The sequence below is a fragment of the Actinomycetospora sp. NBC_00405 genome (genome assembly GCF_036044095.1).
Classification (GTDB): domain Bacteria; phylum Actinomycetota; class Actinomycetes; order Mycobacteriales; family Pseudonocardiaceae; genus Actinomycetospora; species Actinomycetospora callitridis.
Genome location: NZ_CP107938.1, coordinates 239,136 through 265,117 on the forward strand (window position 1 = coordinate 239,136; position 25,982 = coordinate 265,117).

The following is a 25,982-nucleotide window of genomic DNA, read 5'->3' on the forward strand; positions in this document are numbered from 1 at the left end:
TCCCGGTCGGCACCGGGAAGATCACGCACGTCGTCGGTCAGCTCGAGGTCTTCGAGGTGAGCTGGGCGAGGAACCGGTGGCACTGGTGCGCGCGATCGGAGTCCTGGCTCATCACCTGACGGAAGAAGTCGGCGACCTCGTCCAGGCCGGCGTTCTCCGCGTCGCGGACGTACTGCCCGTAGTCGTGCCCGGCCTTGAGGGCGTGGTACTGCACCGACACGAGGTCGAAGTTGACGTCGTCGAAGCCGGTCTCTCCGGTGGCCATGTGAACCTCCAGGAACGAGGGTGTGCTCCGGGCTGCTCGCTCAACTCGGGGCCTTCGGCGTACCCGTCCACGGGTGCGCCGGTAACGCCCCTCAGAAGTCCCGTGCCACCTCGTTCGGCGTGCCCCGGGTGAGGCTCCGGAGCCGGATCCGCCGGGTGAGCCGGATCAGCGGCCGGATGCCGAGCTGGACACTGCCGATGACGAACAGCGTGACGCCGACGTTGAAGAGCTCGTGCCAGTAGAAGGCGACGCTGCCGACGGTGAAGAAGAGGAAGATCCCGATGTCGTTGATGATGCTGAGCAGCTCGTAGCGCTGACGGAGCACGAGCTCCTGGTTGCCGAGCGTCAGGGTGATGGGCCCGCCCTCGTGGCCGGCGTCGGGGTCCTGCTGACCGTCCTCGGTCTTCTCGGTGTCCTTGCTCGTGTCCTGGCTCATCGATCCTCCACGGGGTCGGGCGGTCGGTGCGTCGTACGAGGTGGGTGATCCGGGAGCCGGACAAACCTCGACCGCCTGCCCTCTGCGTTTGCGGTGGTGGTGGGTCGGTGACACCGTTCTCCCGACCGGTTCACCCGATGCAGCCGGCGCCGACCACCACCCGGAACGTCCCGGAGGCGCCTGCCGTGAGCCTGCCCCGTCGTGCTGCCGACCTCGTCCGGTCGTGGCCGTTGTTCCGTCAGCTGACCGGCCCGGACCCGCTGGGCCGTGGCGCCGCGGTGGAGTCCAACTCGTCCGACGAGTGGCACGCGCGCACGGACGAGGCCGACTCCGTGACGCGCTCGGTGTGTCCGTTCTGCGCCGTCGGCTGCGGCCAGAAGATCTACGCCAAGGAGGGCCGGGTCACCCACATCGAGGGCGACCCCGACTCCCCGATCAGCCGCGGCCGGCTCTGTCCCCGGGGGTCGTCGAGCCTGTCGCTGGTGACCTCGCCGTCGCGCATCACGAAGGTGCGCTACCGGCGCCCGGGCGGGACCGACTGGGAGGACCTCGACCTCGACACGGCGATGGACATGATCGCCGACCGCGTCGTCGACACCCGGTCACGCACGTGGCAGGACACCGACGACGAGGGCCGCGTCCTCAACCGCACCCTGGGGCTCGCGCACCTCGGGGGCGCGACGCTGGACAACGAGGAGAACTACCTCCTCAAGAAGCTCTACACCGCGCTCGGTGCCGTCCAGGTGGAGAACCAGGCGCGCATTTGACACAGCTCCACCGTCCCCGGTCTGGGGACCAGCTTCGGTCGCGGCGGCGCCACCAACACGCAGCAGGACATCGCGCAGGCCGACTGCGTCGTGCTCGAGGGCTCGAACATGGCCGAGGCGCACCCGGTCGGCTTCCAGTGGGTGATGGAGGCCAAGGCCCGCGGGGCGCAGATCATCCACGTCGACCCGCGGTTCACGCGGACCAGCGCGGTCGCCGACGCGCACGTGCCCATCCGCCCCGGCACGGACATCGCCTTCCTCGGCGGGCTGGTCCGCTACGTGCTGGAGAACGAGCGCGACTTCCGCGAGTACGTCGTCGCCTACACCAACGCGCCGATGCTGGTCAGCGAGGAGTTCGTCGACGCCGGTGACGACGACGGCCTGTTCTCCGGCTGGGATCCGGAGACCGCGTCGTACGACACCTCGACCTGGCAGTACGAGGGCGCCGACGTCGCGGCCGCCTCGGGGGACCGCGACCAGTGGGACTCCGACGCCCACCAGCCCGAGATGCGCCGCGAGTCGAACCGACTGACCCACCTGCTCGGGCAGTCCGAGGCCGCGGGCTCGGGCGGGGCGAACTTCTCCGGCGAGCCGAGCCGCGACGACACGCTCCAGCACCCGCGCTGCGTCTACCAGGTGCTGCGGCGCCACTTCTCCCGCTACACCCCGGAGATGGTCTCGCGCGTCTGTGGGATGTCGCCCGAGCAGTTCACCCGGGTCGCGGAGGCGATCTGCGCGAACTCCGGGCGCGAGCGGACCACGATGTGGGTCTACTCGGTCGGGTGGACGCAGCACACGGTGGGCGTGCAGTACATCCGCTGCGCCTCGATCCTGCAGGGGTTGCTGGGCAACGTCGGGCGGCCCGGCGGCGGGATCATGGCCCTGCGCGGGCACGCGACGATCCAGGGCTCGACCGACATCCCCACGCTCTACGACCTGCTGCCGGGCTACATCCCGATGCCCCACGCCCACAAGCAGATGGAGCTGGCGGACTTCCTCGAGGCCGACGCGGCCTCCAAGGGCTTCTGGGGCAACATGCCCGCGTACATGGTCAGCCTGCTCAAGGCGTGGTTCGGCGACGCGGCGACGCCCGAGAACGACTTCGGTTTCGACTGGATGCCGCGCATCACCGGGGACCACAGCACGTTCACGACCGTGCTCAACATGATCGACGGGCACTGCGAGGGCTACTTCGTGCTCGGCGAGAACCCCGCGGTGGGCACGACGAACTCCAAGCAGCAGCGCCAGGGGCTCGCGGCGCTGAAGTGGCTCGTCGTGCGCGACCTGCAGGAGATCGAGACCGCCACGTTCTGGAAGAACGGGCCGGAGGTCGAGACCGGGGAGATGCGCACCGAGGACATCGACACCGAGGTGTTCCTGCTCCCCGCCGCGACGCACGTCGAGAAGGCCGGGTCGTTCACCAACACCCAGCGGCTGCTGCAGTGGCGGCACAAGGCCGTCGAGCCCCCGGGCGACTGCCGCAGCGACCTCTGGTTCGTCTGGGAGCTGGGCCGTCGGATCCGGGCGCGGTTGGCCGACTCCGGCCTGACGCGGGACGCGGCGATCAAGAACCTGACCTGGGACTACCCCACCGAGGGTGTGCACGAGGACCCGGACGCCCACGCGATCCTCAAGGAGATCAGCGGCGTCGACGAGCACGGCGAGCCGGTCTCGGGCTACACCGCCCTGAAGGACGACGGTTCCACCTCGTGCGGCTGCTGGATCTACTCCGGGGTCTACGCCGACGGCGTCAACCAGGCGGCACGGCGCGAGCCCGCCGGCGGGGAGAGTCCCGCCGCGCTGGAGTGGGGCTGGGCGTGGCCGATGAACCGGCGGGTGCTCTACAACCGGGCCTCGGCCGACCCCGAGGGCCGGCCGTGGAGCGAGCGCAAGGCCTACGTCTGGTGGGACGAGGACCAGCAGCGCTGGACCGGCCACGACGTGCCCGACTTCGAGGCCGACAAGCCGCCGTCGTACCGCCCTCCGGAAGGCGCCGAGGCGCAGGACGCGATCGGTGGGGACGAGCCGTTCATCATGCAGGCCGACGGCCGGATCTGGCTCTACGCGCCGACGGGGCTGGCCGACGGGCCCATGCCGGTGCACTACGAGCCGGAGGAGGCCCCGACGCGCAACGCGCTGCACCCGAAGACGCGGTCCAACCCGGCCCGCGAGCGCTTCGAGCGGCCCGACAACCTCTACAACCCGTCGGACCACCAGCCGGGATCCGAGGTCTTCCCGTACGCGTTCACGACGTTCCGCATCGCCGAGCACCACACGGCGGGCGGGATGAGCCGGTGGACGCCCTACCTCGCCGAGCTGGCGCCGGAGATGTTCGTCGAGGTCTCCCCGGAGCTGGCCGCTGAGCGCGGGCTGGAGCACACGGGGTGGGCGACGATCGTCACCGCGCGCAGCGCCATCGAGGCGCGGGTGGTGGTCACCGCGCGGATGAAGCCGCTGCGCATCGCCGGCGAGACCATCCACCAGGTGGGCCTGCCGTGGCACTGGGGGCCGAACGGGCTGGTCACCGGCGACGCGGCCAACGAGATCATCGGCATCTCGCTGGATCCGAACGTCCACATCATGGACACCAAGACCGGCACCTGTGACGTCGTGGCCGGGCGTCGCCCGCGGGGACCGGCGCTGCTGTCCTTCGTCGACGGGTACCGGCAGCGGGCCGGGCTCACCGACGCGACCGGCTGACCTACCCCACGCGCCTACCCCACGCGCAGCTCGACCCGCCGGCTGGCCTCCAGCGAGCCGAGCGGGTCCCGCGGGCCGACGCCGACGGCGGTGAGGCTCCCGGCGGGCACACCGGCGGCCTCCAGCCTGCGTACGACGTCCTCCGCGCGCTGCTGCGAGAGCACCCGCGCGTCCCCGCTGTCCTCCCCGGTGGGGGCGGTGTGCCCCTCGACGGTGACCGCCGGCCCGGGGCTCGCCTCCAGCACGGCGGCGAGCCGGTCGACGACGTCGTCCGCCCCGGGGTTCGGCGTCGCGCTGTCGGCGGGGAAGCGCAGGGGCGTCGCGACGAGGACCTCGTCGATCGTCTGCTGGAGCACCGCGACGTCGGGGGCGCCCGCGGCGCGGGAGGTGGTGGACGGCCCGGGGGCCGGCGCGACGGGCGACGCCGCGGTGGGGGAGGGCGTGTTGGACGTCCGCGTCAGCGCGACCGCGGCGGCCACCCCGCCCAGGAGCAGCACCGCGAGCAGGGCGATCAGGAGCACGCCCCGCCGGCCGCCGACCCGCGCCGCGTGGGTGCCGCCGCCGGCCGGGCCCCGGCCGCCCCACCAGTGCGCGCCCGTGCCGGGCCCGCCCGTGACGCGCCCGCGATGCAGCCCGCCGCCTCCGCCCGTCACCGGACCTCGCCACCTCCTCCGCAGTCGTGACGCACTGTGCCCGGTCCGGTGCCCGACTCGCCCGGGTCCGGACGGAAAGAGGCCGGACGGCGCTCAGTGGCTGGGCCGAACGGCGCTCGCTCACGGGGGTCGGTGTGTGGGGGCGCCGGTGCCGTCGGCCCGCGACCTCGGCACGGTCCTCGAGCCCTGACCATGTGAGCGAATCTCGTGCCGATGGCCACGAGATTCGCTCGGGGCTACTCCGCGCCCGTGCGGGGCACCAGGCCCGCGGCGCGGACGCCGGCGACGACGGCCTCCTCGTCGGCCAGGGACGCGTCGCCGCTGGCCCCGGCCGCGCCGAGCAGCTCGCCCGCCTCGTCGTGGATGAACACCCCGCCCGGCACCGAGAACACCTTGCCGCCGGTGAGCGAGGCGACCGAGGTGAAGAACTCCGCCGAGTCCGCCGCCCGCGCCGCGATCGCCCGGCTGTCCATGCCCAGGCCGAGCACCCCGTAGGCCTTGGCCGTCGCCACGTCGGGGCGCAAGAACCCCGACCCGTCCTCGCGCCCGAGCGCCACCGGCGCGCCCCCGGGGTCGAGCACGACGACGGTGAGCGGCTTGAAGCCCTGCGCCCGGGCGTGGGCGAGCGCGGCGGACACGATGCTCTGGGCCTGCTCGAGGTGGATGCTCATGGCGGGCCGGTACCCACCCGGCGCCCACGGATCACACCGGACCCCGCGCGACGTCGTCGCGTCACCGGCCGGTCGCCGTGCGCGATCGGGTGACGGACTCGGTGGTCCCCGTACGCCCACCGCTCGTCCGCTCCTCGCCGACGGTTCGTCGTGCCGTCGCGCGTTCGCCGGGTCGGTGGTGATCGGCATCTATTAGGGTGTTCGCGACCGTCACGGAGGGAGGCGACGGCGATGGACGGACGTCACGGCGTCCCCACCCGTGTCGCCGACGTGCGCACCCCCGCGGACGACACCGCCTCCACGGCCCCGTCCACCGCGCCGCCGACCACCGTCGATCCCGGCCTGATCGACGGGCTCGACGAGGGCGTCGTCGTCTGCGACCGGGCCGGCGTCGTGCGCGCCGCCAACGCCGCCGCCCGTGCCCTGCTGCCCGACCTGCGCGTCGGCGAGGTCGTCGACGTCGCCCGCTGCGAGGTCCTCGCCCGCGCCGTCCGCGGCGAGGGCCCGGGAACGGGCAGCTTCGAGGCCGTCGTCGACCACCCCGAGGGCGAGCGCCACGTGCGGGGCCGCCGCGGCCCGGTGCTCGGGCCGACGCCGCCCCCGCCGCCCGAGCCCGGCGAGGGCGACTCCACCTGGTTCCTGCGCGACGTCACCGGCGAGCACGCCCGCACCGACACCCTGCTCGCCGCCCAGGAGCGCGCCGCGTTCCTCGCCGAGGCCGGGCGCGCGCTGCACGGCGTCCTGCACCTCGACCGGACGGCCCGCCGCGTCGTCGCCCTGGCCGTACCGCGCCTGGCCACCGGGGCCGTACTCGTGGTGCGGCACGACGACCAGGTCAGCTGGGCGGCCACCGAGCTCGGCGCCGGCCGGCCGCGCCTCGGGCACACCGGTGCGTCCGCGCTGACCCGGGTCCCGCGTGTCGCCGCGGCGCTGGCCGACGAGGGCGGCGGCGTCGACGTCGACCCGTGGCTCGCCGAGGAGCTCGCCACGCTGACCGGTCTCGAGGGCCCCGGGTCGGGGGCGCCGCTGCGCGCCTGCCCGGTGCCCGTCACCGGGGTCGTCGACGCGCTCGTCGTGCTCGCCGCCCCCCGCGCGGCGGGTGACGACGCGACCGATCCCGAGGAGGACCTGCTCTCCTCCTACGTCGCGCGCGCCGGTGCCGCCCTCGCGGCCGCGGCGCTGCACGCGGAGCAGGCCCACCTCGGCGCCGTCCTCCAGGAGAGCCTGGCCGCCCCGCGCCTGCCCGACACCGACGGCGTCGTCTGGGGCGCCGCCTACCGCCCGGCCCGCGAGACGATGCGCGTCGGCGGCGACTTCTACGAGGTCGCGGGGCCGCGCGGGCCCGAGGGCCGCTCGGCCTTCCTGCTGGGCGACGTCTGCGGCAAGGGGATCGAGGCGGCGGTGCTCTCCGGCCGGGTCCGCCAGTCGTGGCACGCGCTGCGCCTGCTCGAGGACCGCCCGGCCCGCCTGCTGCCGCTGCTCAACACCGCGCTGCTCGACGCCGTCGCCACCCGTGACGAGGGCCCGCGCTTCGCGACGATGGTGCTCGGCGACGCCCGGCCCGAGGACGACGGCACGGTCGCGCTGCGGCTGGCCACCGGCGGCCACCCACCGCCGCTGGTGCTGCGCGCCGACGGTGCCGTCGAGACGGTGCCGGTGGCCGGGATGCTCGTGGGCGGCCTGCGCGAGGCCCGGTTCGGCGAGGCCGAGGTGCTGCTCGGCCCCGGCGACACCTGCCTGCTCTACAGCGACGGGGTGGTCGAGGCGCGCGGCGCCGGCGGCTTCTTCGGCGAGGAGCGCCTGGCCGCCGCCCTGCCCGCCTGCGCCGGCGCGCCCGCCGCGGTGGTGTGCGAGCACCTCGAGCAGACCGTCGTGGAGTGGCTCGACGGGCACGACCACGACGACGTCGCCCTCCTGGCGATCCAGGCGCCCGCGTGACCACCCCCGACGCCCTGCGCGTCGCCTACCTCGAGCGCGTCGCCGTCTCCGACGAGCCCGGCGCGATCGCGGTGGCCGTCGACGCGCTCGACGCCGGCGTCGACCCCGAGGTCGTGCTGCTCGACGTCGTCGCCGCGGCGCAGCGCGAGGTCGGCGAGCGCTGGGCCGCGGGGGAGTGGACGGTCGTCCAGGAGCACGTGGCGACCCACATCAGCGAGCGCGTGGTCGCCGCCGTCGCACGGCACGCCCCGACGCCCCCGCCGGCCGGGCCGGACACCGTCGCCGTCGCCTGCCTCGACGGCGAGTGGCACGGCCTGCCGGCGCGGCTGCTCGCAGAGGTCCTCACCCGGCACGGCTGGCGGGTGGAGTTCCTCGGCGCCTCGGTGCCCGCCGCGCAGCTCGCCACCCACGTGCACCGCGCGGGCCCGGACCTCGTGGCCATCTCCAGCTCGCTGGCCTCGCGGCTGCCCGCGGCGCGCCGGATGGTCGAGGCCTGCCGGGCCACCGGCACGCCCGTGCTCGCCGGCGGACCCGCGTTCGGTGAGGACGGCCGCTGGGCCCGGGCCGTCGGCGCCGACGGCTGGGCGCCCGACGCCCGCGCCGCCGCCGCGATGCTCGCGGCCGATCCGGAGGGGCCCTGGTTCACCGAGGAGCCCACCGACGGGACGCCCGTCGACCGCACCGCCCGCGAGGAGCAGGCCGTGCTGCACGCCCGTCGCGCCGAGCTGGTCCGGCTCGCGGCCGCCGCGGTCCGTCCCGACGACGACGGCGTGCCCGACGAGCTCGCCGACGACCTCGGGCACCTCGTCGACTTCCTGGCCGCCGCCGTGTTCGTCGACGACCCGTCGCTGTTCGACGCGTTCGTGCGCTGGGTCGGGTCGGTGACGATCCCGACGGGCCTGCGGCTCGACGAGGTCGGTCCGGTGCTCGACGCCCTCGCCGACGCCCTCGCCGACTCGCCGCGCACCGCGGCGCTGCTGCGCGGCGCGCACGGCGGCCTGCCGACGCCGGTGGCGTGATGACCGACCTGACGATCCGGACCGAGCGGACCGACACCGACGCCGTCGTCTCCGTCGGCGGCGACCTCGACTACGACTCCCACGGCCGCCTCGAGGAGGCGGTCGACGCCGCGCTCGACGGCGGGCGGCCGCCGTCAGGGCTGGTCCTCGACCTCGCCGAGGTCACCTACTGCGACTCCTGCGGGCTGCGCGTGCTGCTCGGCGCCCAGGCCCGCGCCCACGACGTCGGCGCCACCTTCGTCCTGCGCGGCGCGCACGGCCAGCCCGCCCGCGCGCTGAAGCTCACGGGCCTGGACCAGGTCTTCGGCTAGAACGCCGGGGTCGGCAGCGGCGTGCGGCGGTCGAGGTCGACCGACGTCACGGCGAGCCGGACCCGGACGAGGACCACGCCGGCCCGCGCACGTGAGCGAGTGCTCCCATGCGTCAGCGCACCGAGTCCAGGAAGCTGAAGAACGTCGCCGACCACCGCTGCGCGTCGTCGACGTGCGGACCGTGCCCCGACTCCTCGAAGACCTCCATCTCGGCGCGCCCACCGGCGGCGCGGTAGGCCTCGAGGACGTCGCGGATCTGGGTGACCATCGGCTGCGGCGGGAAGACGTCGGCGCCGGGCCAGCCGGGGACGACGCCGCCCGCTCCGAGGGTGCCGAGCTCGAGCGCCGAGTTGTCGGCGACCACGACGTCGGCGCCGCCGTGGGTCCAGAGCACCGGCGGCTTCTCGGCGAGCGTGGGCAGCCACGACCAGTCGCAGTACTTCGGCGACAGGGCGTTGAGCAGGCCCCGGGTCCCCGGCGCGGCCCCCGGCCAGTTGTCCGACGGCACGGCGTCGCCCGGGTAGCCGTCGTCGGAGATGGTGGTCAGCAGGATCTCGTCGAGGAGCACGTCCTCGCGCGCGGGCGGCTCACGGTGCCCGGCGCGCCAGTACGTCGCGTTCATGACGTTGCGCGGCGAGAGCGGGCTGTCCTCGGAGCGGTCGCCGTCGCGCAGGCGCTGCACGAACTCGGGGTTGGCCACGCCGGCGCCGGAGCCCGCGACGTCGGGCCAGCAGGGCCGGCCGTCGCGGAACACACCGCCGAACCCGTACGGCGAGACCGGGTCGAGGAACGTCAGCGACGCGACCCGCCGGGCCCGGGCGACCAGGGCGATCGCGGCGCCCGCGGTGGACCAGCCGACGAGGTGCACGGGGCGGTCGATGCCGAGCGCGTCGAGGAAGCCCCCGAGGTCGTCGGCCCAGTCGCCGAGCCCGCGGGTGGCGTCGATCGGCGCCGCCTCGCTGCGCCCGAAGCACCGCATGTCCGGGGCCAGCAGCCGGTAGCGCTCCGGCGCGCCGGGCATGAGGTGCTCGTAGAACCGGCCGGTCGAGAGGTTGCCGTGCACGAGCACCACGGGCTCGCCGTCGGACGGGCCGGACTCGAGGTAGTGGGTGCGGATGCGCCCGTCGACCTCGGCGGCACGCACACCGGGCATGAGATCCATCAGGCGCTCCTGGAGGTGTCGGGCAGGCGGGCGAGCAGGGCGGCGACGTCGACACCGCGGGGGAGCGTGCCGAACGCCTGGCCGTGGTCGCCGGCGACGCGCGAGGACACGTAGGCGTCGGCGACGGCCGTCGGCGCGTGGCGCACGAGCAGCGCGCCCGAGAGCAGCACCGCCATCCGCTCGGTGAGACGCCGGGCGTCGCGCTCGTCGGCGTGGACGAGGTCGGCCTCGACCTCCTTGCGGCCCGCGTCGATCCGGTCGTCGACGCCCGAGACCTCGGTGCGCCACGCCTCGAGCGAGGCCGGCTCGCGGGCGAGGATCCGCAGCAGGTCGAGGGCGTTGACGTTGCCCGAGCCCTCCCAGATCGAGTTCAGTGGCGACTCGCGGAACAGCCGCGGCATCCCCGACTCCTCGACGTAGCCGTTGCCGCCGAGGCACTCGAGGGCCTCGCCGACCACGGCGGTCTGGCGCTTGCAGATCCAGTACTTCCCGAGCGTCACGCCGATCCGCCGGAACGCGGCCTCGTGCTCGTCGCGCGGTGCCCGGTCCTGCGCCCCGGCCAGCCGCAGCGCCAGCGTCACCGCGGCCTCGGACTCGAGGGCCAGGTCGGCGAGCACCTCGCGCATCAGCGGCTGCTCGAGCAGCGTCCGCCCGAATGCCGAGCGGTACCGGGCGTGGTGCGCCGCGCGCGACACCGCCGCCCGCATGCCGGCGGCCGAGCCGAGCGCGTTGTCCAGGCGCGTGCAGGCGACCATCTCGATGATCGCGCGCACGCCCCGGCCCTCGTCGCCGACCCGCCAGGCGACGGTGTCCTCGAACTCGGGCTCGCTCGACGCGTTCGACCGGTTGCCGAGCTTGTCCTTGAGCCGCTGGATGCGGAACGTGTTGCGCGTGCCGTCGGGCAGCACGCGGGGCACGAGGAAGCAGGTCAGCCCGGCTCCTCCGCCTCGTCCCGTCGCTCCGCTCGCCCCGCCAGCCTGGGCCAGCACCAGGAACAGGTCGCACATCGGGGCGCTGGTGAACCACTTGTGGCCGGTGAGCAGGTACGTCCCGTCCGAGGTGGCGACGGCCCGGGTCGTGTTCGCCCGCACGTCCGAGCCGCCCTGCTTCTCGGTCATGCCCATGCCGGCGAGCAGGCCCCGCTTGGTGGACGGCACCCGCAGGCCGGGGTCGTACGTCCGGCTCGTCAGCCCCGGCCCGTAGGTCGCGAGCAGTTCGGGGGCGGCGCGCAGGGCGGGCAGCACGGCGTAGGTCATCGAGATCGGGCAGCCGTGCCCGGCCTCGAGCTGCGACCAGGTCAGGAAGCCCGCGGCGCGGGCGACGTGGGCCCCCGGCCGCTCGTCGGCCCAGGGCGCGCCGGCGAAGCCGTGACCGACGGCCTCGGTCAGCAGCGCGTGGTAGCCGGGGTCGTGGTCGACCTCGTCGACGCGGTGCCCGACGCGGTCGTGGGTGCGCAGACGGGGCTCGTTCCGGTGCGCGGCGTCGGCCCACTCGGTCGCGAGGGCCGAGCCCGCGAGCCTGCCGACGGCGTGCAGGTCGTCGCGGGCCCACCCGGCGCCCTCGCGCTCGAGGCCCTCGAGCAGCGGCGGGTCGGCCGCCACGTCGTGGCCGACGAGATCGGGCACCTGGTTCGAGACCTCATGCGTCGCGGGCACGGGACGATCCGACCACGCCGCGCGCCCGTGAGCCAGGCCCGGGCGCGGGCTCGCCGCGGGCCAGCGCGACGAGCGCGGGGCGGTCACGCAGGTGGTAGACGCCGCGCCCGACCGGCTCGACGATGTCGCGCGCCGCGATCGCCGCCAGCGCCTGGTTCACCGACTGCCGGGCGGCCCCGAGCCGGCTGGCCAGCTCCGCCTGCCGCAGGGGGATGACGATGAGGTCGGAGCCGGCCTGCTGCGAGGCGAGCAGGAACTTGGCCACCCGGCGGGTCACGGGCAAGGAGCCGAGGTCGGCCATCTGCTCGGTGAAGGTCTGCAGACGCTCGGCGATGTGGCGGGCGATCGCGATGCCCAGCTCGCGGTCGGCCTCGAGGAGCCCGGGCAGCACGGACGCGGGGATGCGCAGCACGCGCGTGCCGTCGACCAGGGCGCGCATCGTCGCGTAGTACGGGATGTCCGCGACGACGTTCTCCAGGCACAGGCTCTCGAACCGGCGGTCGCTGACGAAGTAGAGCATCGACCCGGGATCGGTCGGGTCGCCCCGCCACGCCCCGACCCGCCCCTGCAGGAGCACGAAGAACGCGTCCGGGGCATGACCGGACCCGTAGAGCACCGCCTCCCGGCCCAGCGTCTCCACCGTGCACAGGCGGGCGACCGCGGCGAGGTGACCGGGATCCAGGCGACGGAACCACTCGATCGCTCCGAGCTCCTCGACCGTCGGCCGCATGGCCGAACCTTAGCGTGGCTGACGATCACTGCACCCGATCGGAAGACCGCCGATCGCGCAGTCGCCGAACGGCACCGCGCAGGAGGCCGCGGGCGACCGAGCCGATCGCACCCGGCGCGCCGGGCGGACGGGCGTAGCGCGGCGGCATGCCGAGCACCACCCACCGGCGCAGCAGGCGCGGGGTCTCCGGGACGGGGCGCCCGGCCGCGACCTCCTCGAACGCGTCGGGATCGAGGCGCTCGCCCGCCGAGGTGTAGGTGCGCATGACCGCGTTCTCGAAGGCGTACCAGGCCGAGGGGTAGTCGAAGACGAGGTGCACCGCCCTGTCGTCGCGATCCACGCGGAAGATCGGGTTGACGCGCAGCGACCCGGCGCCGTGCGGCGTGCCGGCGATCTCGTCGGTGTCGGCGAAGACCCGCTCGTCGCGCGAGCTGACGAGGTAGAGCCACTTCTGCTCGGCGAGCCCGGCGGTGTCGCGCTCCCGCGTGAGGTCCAGCCCCCGGCCGGCGCGGTAGGCCCCGATCAGCTCGTCCTCGGAGGTCAGGCGCACGGGGGCGTCGCCGGCGAGGTCGGCGTAGCCCTCGGGGGAGCGCTCGAAGGCGCTGTCGAACGGCTCGAGGAGTCGGTTGCCGAGCCGGTCGAGGATGATCGTGTCGTCGGCGGCGACCCGGCGCATCTCGTCCGCGGCACCCTGCTGGGCGTCGAAGAGGTGGAAGGCGTCGGAGCACAGGGACGCCGCGAACGCGTCGTCGGCGAAGGGCAGGGCGTCGACGCGGTCGGCGCACACGAACCGCTGGTCGGGGGCGATGTAGCGGCGGCCCACCCAGAGCTGGAAGAAGTTGCGGTCGACCCCGACCGTCTCGACGGCCTCGTCGCGGGCGCCCAGGTGGTACATGAGGTGCCCGAAGCCGCAGGCCAGGTCGAGCACGGGGCCGCGGCCGACCGGCAGGTGGCGGGCCATCTCGATCGAGGCGACGTAGCGCGGCTGGCCGAAGCGCGCGAAGAAGTACGGGAAGATGTCGCCGGCGATCTGCTCGGAGGAGCGCGCGTAGCAGAGCTCCATCCAGTCCTGGGCCGTCAGCGCCTCGAGGTCGGCCAGCATCTCCGCCACCTCGCCGCGGCGGGCCTCGCGGGCCAGGCGCGGCCACGGGCCGCGCGTGAACGGCAGGCGCAGGCCCCGGCGTCGCGCGAGGCCGAACGGCACGGCCGGCGGGAACGTCAGCATCTCGACCAGCGCGTCGAGCCCGCGGTCGGCCTCCAGCATCGCCACGAGCGTGTCGTGGTCGGGGCCCTCGATCTCCGTGCGTCCGGTGACGTGGTCCTGCACGTCGATCGGTCCGCGCCGCAGGATCGGGATCGAGTCGAGCACGGGGTCGGTGTGGCAGTCGCACCGCAGGACCCCGAACCACCCGCCGGGCAGGGGCTGGGTGGGGGTGGGGGTGAAGGTCGGGGTGGCCCGGCAGTCCGGGCAGCGCAGCGGGCACCGACCGTGTCCGGCGGCGGTGGCGGTCTCCTCCGGCAGCAGCAGAGAGTTCGTCATCGGTTCCCCCAGGTGGTGCGTCACAGCAACCTCGTCGAAGCGCCGCGGACCGTACGAGCCGATCACAGACAGGGGACCCGCCCGGCCCCTCGTCGATCTCGTCGGCCGATGTGCTGGCCCCTTGTCCCGGCCTCGGGCGAGGGGGCACGGTGGTCCGGATCACCCGCGTGGTGACCGCGTTCTCGAAGAGGAGAAGACACATGGCCGACGTCCCGTCGATGCGGGAACTGCTGGGCGACAACCCCCCTCAGAACTGGGGGAAGTGGGGTTCCGACGACGAGGTCGGCTCGCTGAACTACCTCGACCCCGCCCAGGTGCTCCGGGGCGTGGCGAGCGTGCGCGACGGCCAGGTCTTCACGCTCCAGTGCCCGATGGGCCACCCGCACGGCGACCCCGTCTTCCCGGGCCGCGAGGGCATCAAGCGCGAGATGGTGTGGGACCAGGAGCTCTTCGAGTCGGGCAACGGCCCGAGCTTCCCGGGCGGCATCCGCGCGACCGACGACAAGGCGGAGATCTTCCTCCAGGGGTCGTCGCAGTACGACGCGCTCGGCCACGCCTGGTACGACGACACGCTCTGGAACGGGCGCTCGGCCGACACCACCAACGGCGGCGGCATGAGCTGGGCGTCGATCCTCCCGATCGCGGAGCGGGGCGTCGCCGGACGTGGCGTGCTGATCGACATGGCGCGCCACCGCGGCAAGGACTGGCTGGACAAGGGCGAGACGTTCACGCACACCGACCTCGAGGACGCCGCCGCGACCCAGGGCACGACGATCGAGGACCGCGACATCCTGCTCGTGCGCACGGGCTTCCTGAAGTACTTCTACGCGACCCCGGCCGAGGAGTTCTACGAGGGCTTCATCGAGCCGGGGCTGACCTACTCGCGCGAGCTCGTGGAGTGGTTCCAGGACAAGGAGATCCCGAACCTCGTCACCGACACCATCGCCAACGAGGTGACGGCCGACCCCGAGACCGGGGTGCTGCTGCCGCTGCACGCGTCACTGCTGCGCAACCTCGGAGTCAGCCTCGCCGAGATCATCTGGCTGGACGACCTCGCCGACGCCTGCGCCGCCGACGGGCGCTGGGACTTCCTCTACACCGCGGCCCCGCTGAAGATCCACGAGGCGACCGGCTCCCCGGTCAACCCGGTGGTGATCCGCTGATGGGGATCTACGATGAACGGCCCTGGCTGCCGCGCTACCGGGACGACTACCCGCACGACGTCGAGCCGGAGTACCCGAACGCGCTGGCGATGTTCTCGGCGTCGCTCGAGCGCTCCCCGGACACCGAGATCGTCCGGTACTTCGACGGCACGCTGACCCTGCGCGAGCTCGACCGGCTCTCCGACCGGTTCGCGGTCGCGCTCGCCGACCGCGGCTTCGAGAAGGGCCACCGCCTCGCGACCTACCTGCAGAACATCCCGCAGGTGCTGATCGCCGTGATCGGGACGTGGAAGGCCGGCGGCATCGTGGTCTCCATCAACCCGATGAGCCGGCAGCGCGAGCTGACGACGCTGCTCGGCGACTGCGAGGCCACCGCGCTGCTCGCCGAGGAGGACCTCTTCGGCCAGGTCGCCGCCGAGGTCGTCCCGACGATCCCGTCGCTGCGCATCGCGTGGACGACCTCGCCGCTGGAGTACCAGACGCGTCACGACCCCCGGCTGTTCGCGTCGGTCGAACGCGTGCGCCACGAGGGCACCGAGGACCTCACCGAGGTGCTCGCCGCCGTCGGCGACCGCACGCCCGAGCCGGTGGAGCTCGGCCTCGACGACGTCGCCTTCCTCGGCTACACGTCGGGGACGACCGGCCCGCCGAAGGGCGCGATGAACACCCACCGCAACGTGGTGTTCAACGCCCGCACCTACCGCGACTGGATCCAGCTGGGCCCCGGGGACTCCGTGCTCGGCGTCGCCCCGCTGTTCCACATCACAGGGGTCATCGGGCACCTGGCGATCGCCCTGCTCGTCCCGATCCCGCTCGTGCTCGCCTACCGCTTCGAGCCGCAGGTGGTGCTCGACGCGATCCGCGAGCACCGGCCGACCTTCTCGATCGGCTCGATCACCGTGTTCATCGCGCTGATGAACGCCCCGGGCGCGCAGCGCGACGACCTCGCGTCGATGACCCGGCTCTACTCGGGCGGCGCGCCGATCCCGCCGTCGACGATCAAGGCGTTCTCCGACCAGTTCGGGCTCTACATCCACAACTTCTACGGGCTCACCGAGACGAGCTCGCCCTCGCACGGCGTGCCGCGCGAGGCCGACGCGCCGGTCGACACGGCGTCGGGCGCGCTCTCGGTCGGCGTGCCGGTGTTCTCGACCGTCGTGCGCATCGTGCGCGACGACGGCACCGACGCCGACGTCGGCGAGGTGGGCGAGATCGTCACCCGCGGGCCGCAGGTGGTGCCGGGCTACTGGAACAAGCCCGAGGAGACCCAGAACGCCCTGCGGGCCCCCGACGGCTCGGTCGAGCTCAAGACCGGCGACGTGGGCTACATGGACGACCAGGGCTGGTTCTACGTCGTGGACCGCAAGAAGGACCAGATCAACGCGGGCGGCTACAAGGTCTGGCCCCGCGAGGTCGAGGACGTGCTCTACGAGCACCCCGCGGTCCGCGAGGCGGCGGTCGTCGGCGTGCCCGACGAGTACCGCGGCGAGACGGTGAAGGCGTTCGTCTCGGTGCGCCCGGGACAGGAGGTCGACCCGGACGAGCTCATCGCGTTCTGCAAGGAGCGGATGTCGGCGTACAAGTACCCGCGCCAGGTCGAGCTGATGGACGAGATCCCCAAGACCGTCACCGGCAAGCTGCTGCGGCGCGCCCTGCGGTCCTGAGGTTCGGTCCTGAGGTTCCGGAGCGAACGGGTATCTCGCTGCTTCTAGGCGCACGAACTCCCCGTTCGCTCCGGCACCGGGCCCCGCACGGCGGCGTCACGCGGAGTCCGCCAAGATCGCTCGCGATGCTCCGTGTGCTCGCCGCCGTGCTGCTCGCCCTCGTCGCCGTGGCGGGGTGTGCCGACGAGCCCGTGACCGCGCCCGGGCCGACCCCCGACGCGGCGTTCCTCTCGGGGATGATCCCGCACCACGAGCAGGCGCTCGAGCTCTCGGCGATGGTCGGGGGACGGGGCGGTTCGCCGGGGCTCGAGGCGATGGCGCTGCGCATCGACCGCGAGCAGGTCGAGGAGATCGGCCAGATGCAGGGCCTGATGCGCGCCCGCGGGCTCACGCCGGTGGCGGCCGGGATGATGCACGGGATGGCCGACCCGGCGACGCTCGCGACGTTGCGGTCGTCGCGGGGCCCGGCGTTCGAGCGCCTCTGGCTCGACACCATGATCAGCCACCACGACGGCGCGCTGATGATGGCCCGCGACTACCTCGCCACCGGCACCGACGACACGCTCCGCCGGTACGCGCAGACCCTCGTCGTCGCCCAGGCCGGTGAGATCGAGGCGATGCGCGCGATGAGGACTAGCATCGCCGGGCCATGAGTCCTCCGCCGTCGCGGCCCGCGGTGCCGATGCTCTTCGTCGAGGTCGAGGGCGTGCTGCGCAAGACGCCCGAGGACCTCGGACGGCCGTGGAAGGGCCCCTTCGACATCGAGGTCTTCCCGGACGCCGTCGAGCGCCTGCGGCTGTGGAAGGGCGCGGGCGGCCGGATCGTCGGGTTCAGCCACCAGGGTGGGGTCGCGCTCGGTGAGACCGACGAGCAGACCGCCGTGCGGACCCTGTGGACGGTGCGCGAGCGCGTCGCCAACCTCCTCGACCACGTCGTGCTCTGCACCCACCACCCCGATGCGACGATGCCGGACCAGGCGCGCTGCTGGTGCCGCCCGCCGAAGCCCGGGATGATCATCGCGGGGCAGCACGAGGTGGCGCTGCGCCAGCAGGAGCACTACCCGATCTGGATGGCGCTGCTGGTCGCGCGCTCGCCTGCGGCCCTGCAGGCCGCCGCGGACCTCGACCTCGACCACATCGAGGGCGACGTCTGGCGCCGCGACGGGGGCGCGGCGACCCCCGGAGTGGCGACCGAGGCGTGAGCGAGGGTCACCCTCGCTGCGTCCCACGCAGCCGGGGCGTCCCTCGCTCCACCACGCCGGCGCCTCAGCTCGAGAAGCGCGTCTCCATCTCCCGGATCTCGGCGAGGCCCTCGCGGTCGGCGAAGCCGTCGAGACCGCCGATCTCGTCGAGCACGCCCGCCGGGGTGCCGTCGGCACGCAGCCGCGCCAGCACCGAGCGCATCGCGGTGTCCGCAGCCAGCAGCGTCGAGACGGGGAACAGGACGAGCGCGAAGCCCATCTCGGTCAGCCGCTCCAGCGACAGCGGCGGCGTGCGCCCGCCCTCGGCCCAGTTGAAGACGAGCTGGTGGCCGGCGAGCGCGGTCGCGACCTTCTCGATGTCCTGCTCCGAGGTCGGGGCCTCGACGAAGAGCACGTCGGCGCCGGCGTCGGCGAAGCGGCGGGCGCGGTCGACGGCGGCGTCGAGGCCCTCGACGGCGGCGACGTCGGTGCGGGCGATGATCACGAGGTCCGGGTCGGTGCGCGCCGCGACCGCCGCGCGGATCTTCGCCTCCATGTCCTCGCAGGGCACGACGACCTTGCCTGCGAGGTGTCCGCACCGCTTGGGCATCACCTGGTCCTCGAGGTGCAGGCCCGCGACGCCCGCCTGCTCGTACTCGCGGACCGTGCGGACGACGTTGATCGGGTTGCCGTAGCCGGTGTCGGCGTCGGCCACCAGCGGCACGTCGACGGCCCCGGCGAGGCGGCGGGCGTTGTCGACCATCTCGGCCTGCCCGAGCAGCCCGACGTCCGGCCGGCCGAGCAGCGAGGCGGTGGTGCCGAAGCCCGTCATGTAGACGGCGTCGAAGCCGGCCTGCTCGACCAGGCGCGCCGAGTGGGCGTCGAAGGCGCCGGGGGCGAGGACGGGCCGACCGGAGCCGAGCAGCTCCCGCAGGCGGGCGCGGCGGTTCCCGGGGTGGCTGAGCAGATCTCCCACGGCACGGCTCCTTGTGCACAACGACGGACGGGGCGTGGCGATCGTGCCTTGTCGCGGGCGGCCGCGCACCCTACGTTGCGTACAACCCGAGGGGGAGGGTCATGGCGACGGCGGTCGAACGAGGGGCGGGGCGCGCGTCCGAGCGCGCGCTCGCCGACCTGCGCGAGGCGATCCTCACCGGCGATCTCGCGGCCGGGGCCCACCTCGGCGAGGTCGAGCTCGCCGAGCGTCTGGGCCTCTCGCGCACCCCCGTGCGGGAGGCGCTGACCCGGCTCGCCGCCGAGGGCCTCGTCGAGACGACGGCGCACCGCGGGGCCCGGGTGACGTCGTTCTCCCGCGACGACCTCGACGCCATCTTCGACGTCCGCCGCGCCCTCGAGCCGCGCGCCACCGCCCGTGCCGCGGACCACGCCACCGCGGACGACCTCGAGGACCTCGCAGCGTTGGCCGACCGCATGCTCGAGATCGGCGCCCCGGGCCCGGGCCAGGACCTCGACGCGCTCGTCGGGCTCAACCGGGCGTTCCACGCGCGGCTGCTCGACCTCGCGCATGCGCCCGCGCTGGCCGCCGCGCTCGCCGGTGTCGTGCACACGCCGGTGGTGACGCGGACCTTCCACGCCTACGACCCGGCCTCGCTCGCGCGGAGCCTCGCGCACCACGTCGAGATCGTCGCGGCCCTGCGCGCCGGCGACGGCGACTGGGCGGGCGCGGTGATGGCGAGCCACATCGGCAACGCCCGCGCGGTGATGGTGGGTCCGCGGTGAGCAACCCGCACGGGTCGACCTTCGCCGGCCGCGTCGGCTGGGGCGCCCGCCCCGCGGTGGTCGTCGTCGACCTCGTCCGCGCCTACACCGAGCCCGACGGCCCGTTCTGGCTCGACGAACCGTCGGTGGTCGACGGCTGCGCGGAGCTGGTCGGCGCCGCCCGGGCCGGCGGCCACCCGGTGCTCTGGACGATCGTGCGGTTCGCCGCGGACATGGGCGACGCGGGCTTCTTCGCCGCGAAGGTGCCCGCGCTCTCGTGCTTCGCCGACGGCGCGCCCGGCGGGTGGGGCGAGCTCGCCCTCGCGCCCGGGCCGGGGGAGCCCGTCGTCGCCAAGCAGCACGCCTCGTCGTTCGCGTGCACCTCGCTGGCCGCGACCCTGCGCGCCCGCGGCGTCGACACCGTCGTCGTGGCCGGGGTGTCGACGTCGGGCTGCGTGCGCGCCACGGCCACCGACGCGTCGGCCGCGGGCTTCCGCCCGGTCGTCGTCGCCGGCGCCTGCGCCGACCGGAGCGCGGCGCTCCACGAGCAGAACCTCGCCGACCTCGACGCCAAGTACGCCGACGTGATCGACCTGGCCGATGCCCGGACCCATCTGCGTGGCGCGCCCTGATCAGGTTTCCCCGCCGCTCCGTGCCGGGGCGTGCCGAGGTGTCCCGGCGTGTCCCCGCGAGTACGGTTCGTCGTGCTCGACGGCGGTGGCCGAGAGGGTGTATTCCGGACCCCGACGACCCGGTGCGTCGGACCCGACCGGGCCGCCCTTGCCGCCCGAGTCCGTGCGAGGAGCGTGATCGCCGTGAGCGAGCGTCCCCTGTCCGATCGTCGTCCCCACGAGCACGATGTCCTGGCCTGGGAGGTCCGGGGGTGGGCCGAGCCGCCGGGGCGCCGGCGCGACGTCGAGGGCTGGCACAGCCTCGCGTGGAGCGCGACGCACGACGACGCCGTCGCCGTCGCGCAGGCCGTGACGACGGCGCATGCCTACGAGTTCGCCGAGGTCTGGGGGCCGGCCGAGGCGCCGGCGGCCGGCCGGGCGCGCACGTGCGAGCGCTTCCCGGTGCCCGACGGCGACGAGCGCCGTGAGATGTGGCTGCGCGCGGCGGCCGAGCACTTCACCGACGGGATGGACCTGCCGCGGCGGACGACGGTCTGACCGTCTCCGCGAACGTGCCCAGGCGGGCGAGGTCGAAGCCGTCCGGGTAGGAGCGCACCTCCGGCAGGTCGTCGACGGTGATCGGGGTCGTGCGCGGGGACATGCGGCGCTCGACCGCGGCCCGCAGCCGCATACCGGCCCGGGTCGCGGCGCGCTCGGCCCGCGTCGGCACCGGGTAGTGCAGCGCGCGCAGCAGGTGCGGGTCCATGAGGCACGTGGTCGAGCGCCGGACGAGCGCGGCCGGGAGCGCCGAGAAGGGGGGAAACGTCGCGAGCAGGGCGAGCGTCGCGTCGGCCACCTCCCGCCCGCCGGAGGTGTGCGCGAACCGCTCGGCCTCGACGCCGTCCATGAGCGCGGCGAAGCCCGCCTCGTCCTCGGGCATGTCGCGGATGCCCATGCGCCGGCCGAGCGCGCGGTAGTGGGTCACGGTGGCCCGGCGCTCGTGCGGGTGCAGGCGCCGCCAGCCGAACTCGTCGAGCCAGCGCAGCGGGGTGACGACGAAGGTCGACAGCACGTAGAGCATGTCGTCGTTGCCGATCCCGTAGCGGCGGTGCATCTGGTTCATGCGCCGGATCGCGGTGCGGGAGTCGGGGTCGTCGAAGCCGCGGTCGACGGTGGCGCCGAGCAGCAGCACCGTGTCGTCGTAGCGCTTCTGCGTGTGCGCGGTGAACTCGCCGGTGCGCGCCAGGAGCTCGCCCACCGAGGGCACCGCATAGGTGCGGAACAGCGCGAGCCCGAGCGCCTGCCGCACGTCCCAGGGGAACTCGATCGCCGCGGTGATCTTGTGGATCTCCTCGGCCTCGGTGGGGTGCGCGGGGTCGAGGGCGGCGATGCGGCGCAGCCAGGCGAAGCGGTCCACGGCGCGTCTCCCGGGAACGTCAGAGCGATCATCTTCGGCTGCCCGAGAACATAGGAGCTGCTACGTTCTCGCGGCAAGGGGGTGGGGACGTGACGGTGACCAACCGCGACGGCTTCTTCGCCGCGGCCATGGCGCTGCTGGCGCGCGACGGCCGCTCGGGGCTGCGGCTCGCGACGCTGTGCCGTGACGTGGGGGTGACCAGCGGATCCTTCTACCACCACTTCGGCGGCTGGGACGGCTTCGTCGACGCGCTGCTCGAGCACTGGGAGACCGTCGACACCCGCCGTCTCGCCGAGCTGGCCGCGCGCGAGCCCGACCCCGAGGGACGCCTCGACGTCCTCAAGCACCTCGCGCTGACGTTCCCGCACGAGGCCGAGACCGCGATCCGTGCCTGGGCGCACGGCGACGAGCGGGTGGCCCTCGTGCAGGCGCGCGTCGACGACCAGCGCCGGCGCGTCGTCGCGGAGGCGCTGGTCGGGGCGGGGATCGACGGCGAGCGCGCCGATCGCCTCGCCGACCTCACCCTCGCCGTGCTCATCGGCCACCAGCAGCGCCTCGGTCCCACCGACGTCGGCGAGCTCCTGGCGCTGTTCGACGAGTTGAGGGCCTTCGGCCACGTGAGTGTTCTGGGTCGTCCCGACGACTCATAACACTCACGTGGAGCCGGAGGCTCCCTCGCTGCGAACGCCGCCGAGTTGGCCGGCCGAGCCCGGCTGGTCTACGGGCCCGAGGAGGTGGAGGGCGAGCCGTGTCGCACCGCACGTGAGATCGCCACGGTGCTGACCACGCTGGGCCGGACCGAGGGGCTTCGCCCCTGTGTGCGATGTGGGTCGCTCTGACGACCCATGTCACTCACGTGGGGACCATCGCGGGTCGTGGAGCAGATCCACGAAGTTGACGTTGTTGAGCGCGCCCGTGCGGGCCTCGCGGACCAGGGCGATGGCCTCGTCGGCGTCGTGGCCGCCGCGGATGAGTGCGGCGGCGGAGAGCAGGCCGGAGCGGTTGATGCCGGCCGCGCAGTGGATCAGGACGCGCTTGCCGTCGGCCCGCAGGTCGTCGACGAGGTCGGCGAGGCTGCGCAGCGTCGTGAACGACGGCGCGGGCCCGTCCTCGATCAGCCAGTGGACGTAGAACTCGACGTCCTCGAGCGGCGGCGCGCTGCCGTGCAGGTCGAAGACGGCGTCCCAGTGCTCGCCGGGCTCGGGGCTGCCCGACTGCCAGACGCCCGGCACGATCTCGTGCGGCGGCCAGGGCGGCGGCTCGTCGGTCAGGTCGTCACGCAGGTGTGCCGGGATGTAGTCGTCGTCCCGCAGCTCTGCCACCGGTGGCCCTCCAGCCTCGTCGCGCGCCGTGCTCTTCGCCCTGCTGTTCCACGCTGCCCGTTACGCTGTCTGTTCCGCCGTGAGGGGCGCTCCGAAACCCTCAGGTCGATCGGGCCGCGTCCGCGAACGCCCGGGCGGTCGCGGTCGGCGCCACGCGTCCCGACCACCCCATCACGATCGGCAGCGGCGCGGGGTCCTCGGCGATGGGGACGGCGGCCACCTCGTCGCGACCGCCCGGCTCGGGCTGGGCGAGCACCGTGAACCCCAGCCCCTGCCCGACGAGCGCCCGCGCGGTCTCGGCGTTGACGGTGCGGTACCGGATGCGGGGGGACAGCCCGGCGGCCAGGCACACGCCGAGCGCGTGCTCGGAGCTCGGCGGCAGGTCGAGCAGCACCATCGGCTCGTCGACGAGGTCGGCGAGGGCGACGGGCGCGGACCCGTGCACCAGCGGGTGGTCCCGCGGGAGCACGAGGTGGGGCGTGTTCGACGACAGGGGCGTGAGCTCGAGGACGGGGTCGAGGCGGTGGTCGTAGAGCACGGCGACGTCGAGCTCGCCGTCGAGCAGGCCGCGCTGCAGGACGTCCTGCGACCCCTCGACGAACTCGACGCGCGCCCGTGGGTGGCGCGCGGTGAACCGCCCGATCGTCGCCGGGAGCAGCCCCGGGGCGAGCGTGGTGTAGCAGCCGACGCGGACGGTGCCGGCCACCTCGCCCGGATCGCCGCCCGCGGCGTCGGCGAGCTCGTCGGCCTCGCGCAGCAGTCGCCGGGCCCGTCGCAGCGTCTCCTGGCCGGCCGGGGTGAGGCGGATGCCGTGGGCGCGGCGGCGCACGGTGAGCTGGGCGTCGAGGGCCCGCTCGAGCTCGTCGAGGGCGAGCGAGAGCGCCGAGGCGGAGACGTGCAGCGTCGCCGACGCCCCGGCCAGCGTGCCCGCCTCGGCCACCGCGACGAAGTACGCGAGCTGCCGGAGCGAATACGCAGGATTACTCATGTATCAGCCCACATACCTGAACTTTACAAGGGATGTGGCGCGGCGCACCGTGGTCCCATGACCACCACGCTCGACGGCTCGGCGGCCGGCCCGGCGTCCGATCCAGCCCCGCCGGCCCGCACCTACGACGTCGGGGCGTCCGACGAGGTCGCCGAGCGCGGCCGTCTCGTCGTCACGCTCGGCGGGGGACCCGACGCGGTCACCGTCGGCGTCTTCCGCTTCGGCGGCCGGCTCTACGCCTACGAGAACCGCTGCGCCCACCAGGGCGGGCCCGCCTGCCAGGGACGCATCGTCTCCCGGGTGCGCGAGCGGCTCGACGACCAGCAGCGCAGCCTCGGCACCGTGTTCGACGAGACGACGATGCACATCGTCTGCCCGTGGCACGGCTTCGAGTACGACGTGACCACCGGGCGCCACCCCGGACGGCCGGACTTCGCGCTGCGCGGGGTGTCGGTCGACGAGGAGGGCGGGCGGATCCGTGTCACCGTCTGAGCGGGCCACCCGCATCGCGACCCTCGTCGACGAGCTCGGCACGGAGGTCGACGCCGGGCTCGGGGACGGCGCGATCGCCGCGCTGGACCCCGACGTCGCCCGGCACCTGTTCGCGGTCGCGGGACGCCTCTACGCCGTCGCCGCCGAGGAGGGTGCGCACCCGCCGACCGGCACCGACCTGACGCCCACCGAGTCCGTCGTGCTCGCCACCGCGGCGCTGCGGGCGCACGACCTCAACCCCTTCGACCTCGCCCTGTGGTTCTCGAGGAGCACGTCATGACCATCGACGACGATGTGCGTCGCCTGCCCACGCAGGAGATCACCACCCACACCGACAGCCGCGAGATCCTCGCGAACGCCGCCCGCGACACCGAGCGCTACGCGCTCGACGAGTACTTCATCGTCGACGTCGACTCCCACCACGTGGAGCTCGACTCGTGGCCGGAGATCCTGAAGTACCTCGACAGCCCCGTCCTGCGCGACACGGCCGAGCAGATGATGAAGAACTGGCCGAACGCGGCGCGGCTGGCCCTCCACAACCACTCACCGGGCCTGACGATGCAGGACGTCTCCGGGCGCATCCCGCACCAGGCCGCGCTGGGCGAGGAGACCCCCGGCACCGACAACGGCGCGCACCGCGACGTCACCCTGGTGCGACGGGCGATGGACGCGATGTCGATCGACGTCCAGATCGTGTTCCCGCAGCCGATGCTCGAGACCGGCCTGCACCCCCAGCCGCAGATCGCCACCGCGCTGCTGCAGGCCTACAACCGCTGGTTCACCGCGGAGGTCCTCCCGCGCGAGCCCCGCATCAAGACCATGCTGGGCCTCCCGTTCGAGGACCCCGACGCGTGCCTGGCGACGGTCGAGGAGTTCGCCGACCACCCGGGCGTCATCGGCTTCCTCGTCACCAGCCAGCGCCACGCGGGCGTGCACCGCAACGCCTACATGCCGCTCTACCGGATGCTCGAGGAGCGGGGCCTGCCGATCGGCTTCCACGCCGGCCCGAACCAGGCCGACTCGATGACGTCGACGATGAACAAGTTCCTCTCGGCGCACGCCATGAGCTTCGTGACCTGCAACATGACCCACATGACCAACTGGGTCATCAACGGGATCCCCGAGCGGTTCCCGGGCCTCAAGACCATCTGGATCGAGAGCGGCCTCGCGTGGGTGCCGTTCATGATGCAGCGGCTCGACCACGAGTACTACATGCGCCAGTCCGACGCGCCGCTGCTCACGAAGCCGCCGTCGCACTACATGCGCGAGATGTTCTACACCTCGCAGCCGATGGAGTGGACCGACGACGCCCTGCTCGAGTCCACGCTGCGGGCCATCGACGCGCCCAACTCGCTGATGTACTCCTCGGACTGGCCGCACTGGGACTTCGACGTGCCCGGCCGCATCGCGTCCCTGCCGTTCCTCGACGACCACGCCAAGCGCAACATCCTCGGCGAGACGGCCCGCAAGGTGTTCGGGCTGTAGCACGCGGAGCGTGCAAGCCCTGCGTCCTCGCTTGCACTCAACGCCAGGATTTCCGCATCGATCATGTGACCGGTCCCGCCCGGCGCGGGAGATC

General features: G+C 73.9%; 27 protein-coding genes. 15 read left to right on the forward strand and 12 right to left on the reverse strand.

Annotated features, from left to right (window positions below; translation table 11 throughout):
* Window positions 1-37: 37 nt before the first annotated feature.
* Together OG774_RS01180 and OG774_RS01185 are read right to left on the reverse strand one after the other, a co-directional pair.
* Entirely contained in the window at window positions 38-265 is a 228-nt protein-coding gene (locus OG774_RS01180) for an acyl carrier protein (RefSeq protein ID WP_274195624.1), read from the reverse strand.
* Between the two features lie 91 nt (window positions 266-356).
* A complete protein-coding gene (locus OG774_RS01185; protein ID WP_328306118.1) occupies window positions 357-701 on the reverse strand; it encodes a YrhK family protein in 345 nt (114 codons plus the stop codon).
* A gap of 191 nt (window positions 702-892) precedes the next feature.
* Here OG774_RS01185 and fdh point away from each other — a divergent pair, with 191 nt between their 5' ends.
* A complete protein-coding gene (fdh, locus tag OG774_RS01190) occupies window positions 893-4,168 on the forward strand; it encodes a formate dehydrogenase (protein WP_328310714.1) in 3,276 nt (1,091 codons plus the stop codon).
* Window positions 4,169-4,182: 14 nt separating this feature from the next.
* Here fdh and OG774_RS01195 read toward each other — a convergent pair whose 3' ends face one another.
* Both OG774_RS01195 and OG774_RS01200 read right to left on the reverse strand, forming a co-directional pair.
* Window positions 4,183-4,821, reverse strand: a complete 639-nt coding sequence (locus OG774_RS01195) for an OmpA family protein (protein WP_328306119.1) — start codon at window positions 4,819-4,821, stop codon at window positions 4,183-4,185.
* A 236-nt stretch (window positions 4,822-5,057) separates the two neighbouring features.
* On the reverse strand, window positions 5,058-5,492 hold the full coding sequence (locus tag OG774_RS01200) for a GlcG/HbpS family heme-binding protein (RefSeq protein ID WP_328306120.1): 435 nt from the start codon (window positions 5,490-5,492) through the stop codon (window positions 5,058-5,060).
* Window positions 5,493-5,723: 231 nt separating this feature from the next.
* Between OG774_RS01200 and OG774_RS01205 the strand changes: the two genes are divergently transcribed.
* Genes OG774_RS01205 through OG774_RS01215 form a run of 3 tightly spaced genes read left to right on the forward strand, consistent with a single transcriptional unit; the run spans window position 5,724 to window position 8,760 of the window.
* On the forward strand, window positions 5,724-7,430 hold the full coding sequence (locus OG774_RS01205; protein WP_328306121.1) for a PP2C family protein-serine/threonine phosphatase: 1,707 nt from the start codon (window positions 5,724-5,726) through the stop codon (window positions 7,428-7,430).
* Entirely contained in the window at window positions 7,427-8,449 is a 1,023-nt protein-coding gene (locus OG774_RS01210; RefSeq protein ID WP_328306122.1) for a cobalamin B12-binding domain-containing protein, read from the forward strand. Before OG774_RS01205 ends, OG774_RS01210 begins: the two co-directional genes overlap by 4 nt.
* Window positions 8,449-8,760, forward strand: a complete 312-nt coding sequence (locus tag OG774_RS01215) for an STAS domain-containing protein (RefSeq protein ID WP_328306123.1) — start codon at window positions 8,449-8,451, stop codon at window positions 8,758-8,760. The genes OG774_RS01210 and OG774_RS01215 overlap by 1 nt, the downstream gene beginning before the upstream one ends.
* A 112-nt stretch (window positions 8,761-8,872) precedes the next feature.
* Here OG774_RS01215 and OG774_RS01220 read toward each other — a convergent pair whose 3' ends face one another.
* Genes OG774_RS01220 through OG774_RS01235 form a run of 4 tightly spaced genes read right to left on the reverse strand, consistent with a single transcriptional unit; the run spans window position 8,873 to window position 13,847 of the window.
* The gene (locus OG774_RS01220) at window positions 8,873-9,922 is read right to left on the reverse strand and encodes an alpha/beta fold hydrolase (protein WP_328306124.1); all 1,050 of its coding nucleotides are present in this window, start codon (window positions 9,920-9,922) and stop codon (window positions 8,873-8,875) included.
* Window positions 9,922-11,577, reverse strand: a complete 1,656-nt coding sequence (locus OG774_RS01225; RefSeq protein WP_328306125.1) for an acyl-CoA dehydrogenase family protein — start codon at window positions 11,575-11,577, stop codon at window positions 9,922-9,924. The genes OG774_RS01220 and OG774_RS01225 overlap by 1 nt, the downstream gene beginning before the upstream one ends.
* Window positions 11,561-12,307 carry a Crp/Fnr family transcriptional regulator gene (locus OG774_RS01230; protein WP_328306127.1) on the reverse strand — a complete coding sequence of 249 codons (747 nt, stop codon included), beginning with the start codon at window positions 12,305-12,307 and terminating at the stop codon, window positions 11,561-11,563. The genes OG774_RS01225 and OG774_RS01230 overlap by 17 nt, the downstream gene beginning before the upstream one ends.
* 25 nt (window positions 12,308-12,332) lie before the next feature.
* Window positions 12,333-13,847: a class I SAM-dependent methyltransferase gene (locus OG774_RS01235; protein WP_328306128.1), complete on the reverse strand. Its 1,515-nt coding sequence runs from the start codon at window positions 13,845-13,847 to the stop codon at window positions 12,333-12,335.
* Between the two features lie 200 nt (window positions 13,848-14,047).
* Here OG774_RS01235 and OG774_RS01240 point away from each other — a divergent pair, with 200 nt between their 5' ends.
* The 4 genes from OG774_RS01240 to OG774_RS01255 all read left to right on the forward strand — a co-directional run bounded on the left by OG774_RS01240 (window position 14,048) and on the right by OG774_RS01255 (window position 17,875).
* A complete protein-coding gene (locus OG774_RS01240; protein WP_328306129.1) occupies window positions 14,048-15,010 on the forward strand; it encodes a cyclase family protein in 963 nt (320 codons plus the stop codon).
* Window positions 15,010-16,674, forward strand: coding sequence for a class I adenylate-forming enzyme family protein (locus tag OG774_RS01245; RefSeq protein ID WP_328306130.1), 1,665 nt, complete (start codon window positions 15,010-15,012; stop codon window positions 16,672-16,674). Before OG774_RS01240 ends, OG774_RS01245 begins: the two co-directional genes overlap by 1 nt.
* A gap of 125 nt (window positions 16,675-16,799) precedes the next feature.
* Complete coding sequence (locus OG774_RS01250; RefSeq protein WP_328306131.1) at window positions 16,800-17,327, forward strand: DUF305 domain-containing protein; 528 nt, start codon at window positions 16,800-16,802, stop codon at window positions 17,325-17,327.
* A complete protein-coding gene (locus OG774_RS01255) occupies window positions 17,324-17,875 on the forward strand; it encodes a hypothetical protein (RefSeq protein ID WP_328306132.1) in 552 nt (183 codons plus the stop codon). The genes OG774_RS01250 and OG774_RS01255 overlap by 4 nt, the downstream gene beginning before the upstream one ends.
* A gap of 64 nt (window positions 17,876-17,939) precedes the next feature.
* Here OG774_RS01255 and OG774_RS01260 read toward each other — a convergent pair whose 3' ends face one another.
* Window positions 17,940-18,830 carry an isocitrate lyase/PEP mutase family protein gene (locus tag OG774_RS01260; protein WP_328306133.1) on the reverse strand — a complete coding sequence of 297 codons (891 nt, stop codon included), beginning with the start codon at window positions 18,828-18,830 and terminating at the stop codon, window positions 17,940-17,942.
* A 101-nt stretch (window positions 18,831-18,931) separates the two neighbouring features.
* On the opposite strand from OG774_RS01260, the gene OG774_RS01265 reads away from it, so the two are divergent.
* From OG774_RS01265 to OG774_RS01275, 3 genes are all read left to right on the forward strand, one after another.
* Window positions 18,932-19,594 carry a GntR family transcriptional regulator gene (locus OG774_RS01265; protein ID WP_328306134.1) on the forward strand — a complete coding sequence of 221 codons (663 nt, stop codon included), beginning with the start codon at window positions 18,932-18,934 and terminating at the stop codon, window positions 19,592-19,594.
* On the forward strand, window positions 19,591-20,205 hold the full coding sequence (locus OG774_RS01270) for an isochorismatase family protein (RefSeq protein ID WP_328306135.1): 615 nt from the start codon (window positions 19,591-19,593) through the stop codon (window positions 20,203-20,205). The genes OG774_RS01265 and OG774_RS01270 overlap by 4 nt, the downstream gene beginning before the upstream one ends.
* Window positions 20,206-20,388: 183 nt before the next feature.
* Window positions 20,389-20,742 carry a hypothetical protein gene (locus tag OG774_RS01275; RefSeq protein ID WP_328306136.1) on the forward strand — a complete coding sequence of 118 codons (354 nt, stop codon included), beginning with the start codon at window positions 20,389-20,391 and terminating at the stop codon, window positions 20,740-20,742.
* Here OG774_RS01275 and OG774_RS01280 read toward each other — a convergent pair.
* Window positions 20,702-21,601, reverse strand: coding sequence for an oxygenase MpaB family protein (locus OG774_RS01280; RefSeq protein ID WP_328306137.1), 900 nt, complete (start codon window positions 21,599-21,601; stop codon window positions 20,702-20,704). The genes OG774_RS01275 and OG774_RS01280 overlap by 41 nt on opposite strands.
* 89 nt (window positions 21,602-21,690) lie before the next feature.
* On the opposite strand from OG774_RS01280, the gene OG774_RS01285 reads away from it, so the two are divergent.
* The gene (locus OG774_RS01285) at window positions 21,691-22,251 is read left to right on the forward strand and encodes a TetR/AcrR family transcriptional regulator (RefSeq protein ID WP_328306138.1); all 561 of its coding nucleotides are present in this window, start codon (window positions 21,691-21,693) and stop codon (window positions 22,249-22,251) included.
* 198 nt (window positions 22,252-22,449) lie between these two features.
* Here OG774_RS01285 and OG774_RS01290 read toward each other — a convergent pair whose 3' ends face one another.
* Complete coding sequence (locus tag OG774_RS01290; RefSeq protein ID WP_328306139.1) at window positions 22,450-22,923, reverse strand: protein-tyrosine phosphatase family protein; 474 nt, start codon at window positions 22,921-22,923, stop codon at window positions 22,450-22,452.
* Window positions 22,924-23,023: 100 nt separating this feature from the next.
* Window positions 23,024-23,911, reverse strand: coding sequence for a LysR family transcriptional regulator (locus OG774_RS01295; RefSeq protein ID WP_328306140.1), 888 nt, complete (start codon window positions 23,909-23,911; stop codon window positions 23,024-23,026).
* Window positions 23,912-23,968: 57 nt separating this feature from the next.
* Between OG774_RS01295 and OG774_RS01300 the strand changes: the two genes are divergently transcribed.
* The 3 genes from OG774_RS01300 to OG774_RS01310 are packed head-to-tail and all read left to right on the forward strand — an operon-like array spanning window position 23,969 to window position 25,888.
* A complete protein-coding gene (locus OG774_RS01300; RefSeq protein WP_328306141.1) occupies window positions 23,969-24,403 on the forward strand; it encodes a Rieske (2Fe-2S) protein in 435 nt (144 codons plus the stop codon).
* Complete coding sequence (locus tag OG774_RS01305) at window positions 24,390-24,683, forward strand: hypothetical protein (protein ID WP_328306142.1); 294 nt, start codon at window positions 24,390-24,392, stop codon at window positions 24,681-24,683. The genes OG774_RS01300 and OG774_RS01305 overlap by 14 nt, the downstream gene beginning before the upstream one ends.
* Complete coding sequence (locus OG774_RS01310) at window positions 24,680-25,888, forward strand: amidohydrolase family protein (RefSeq protein WP_328306143.1); 1,209 nt, start codon at window positions 24,680-24,682, stop codon at window positions 25,886-25,888. The genes OG774_RS01305 and OG774_RS01310 overlap by 4 nt, the downstream gene beginning before the upstream one ends.
* Window positions 25,889-25,982 lie beyond the last annotated feature (94 nt).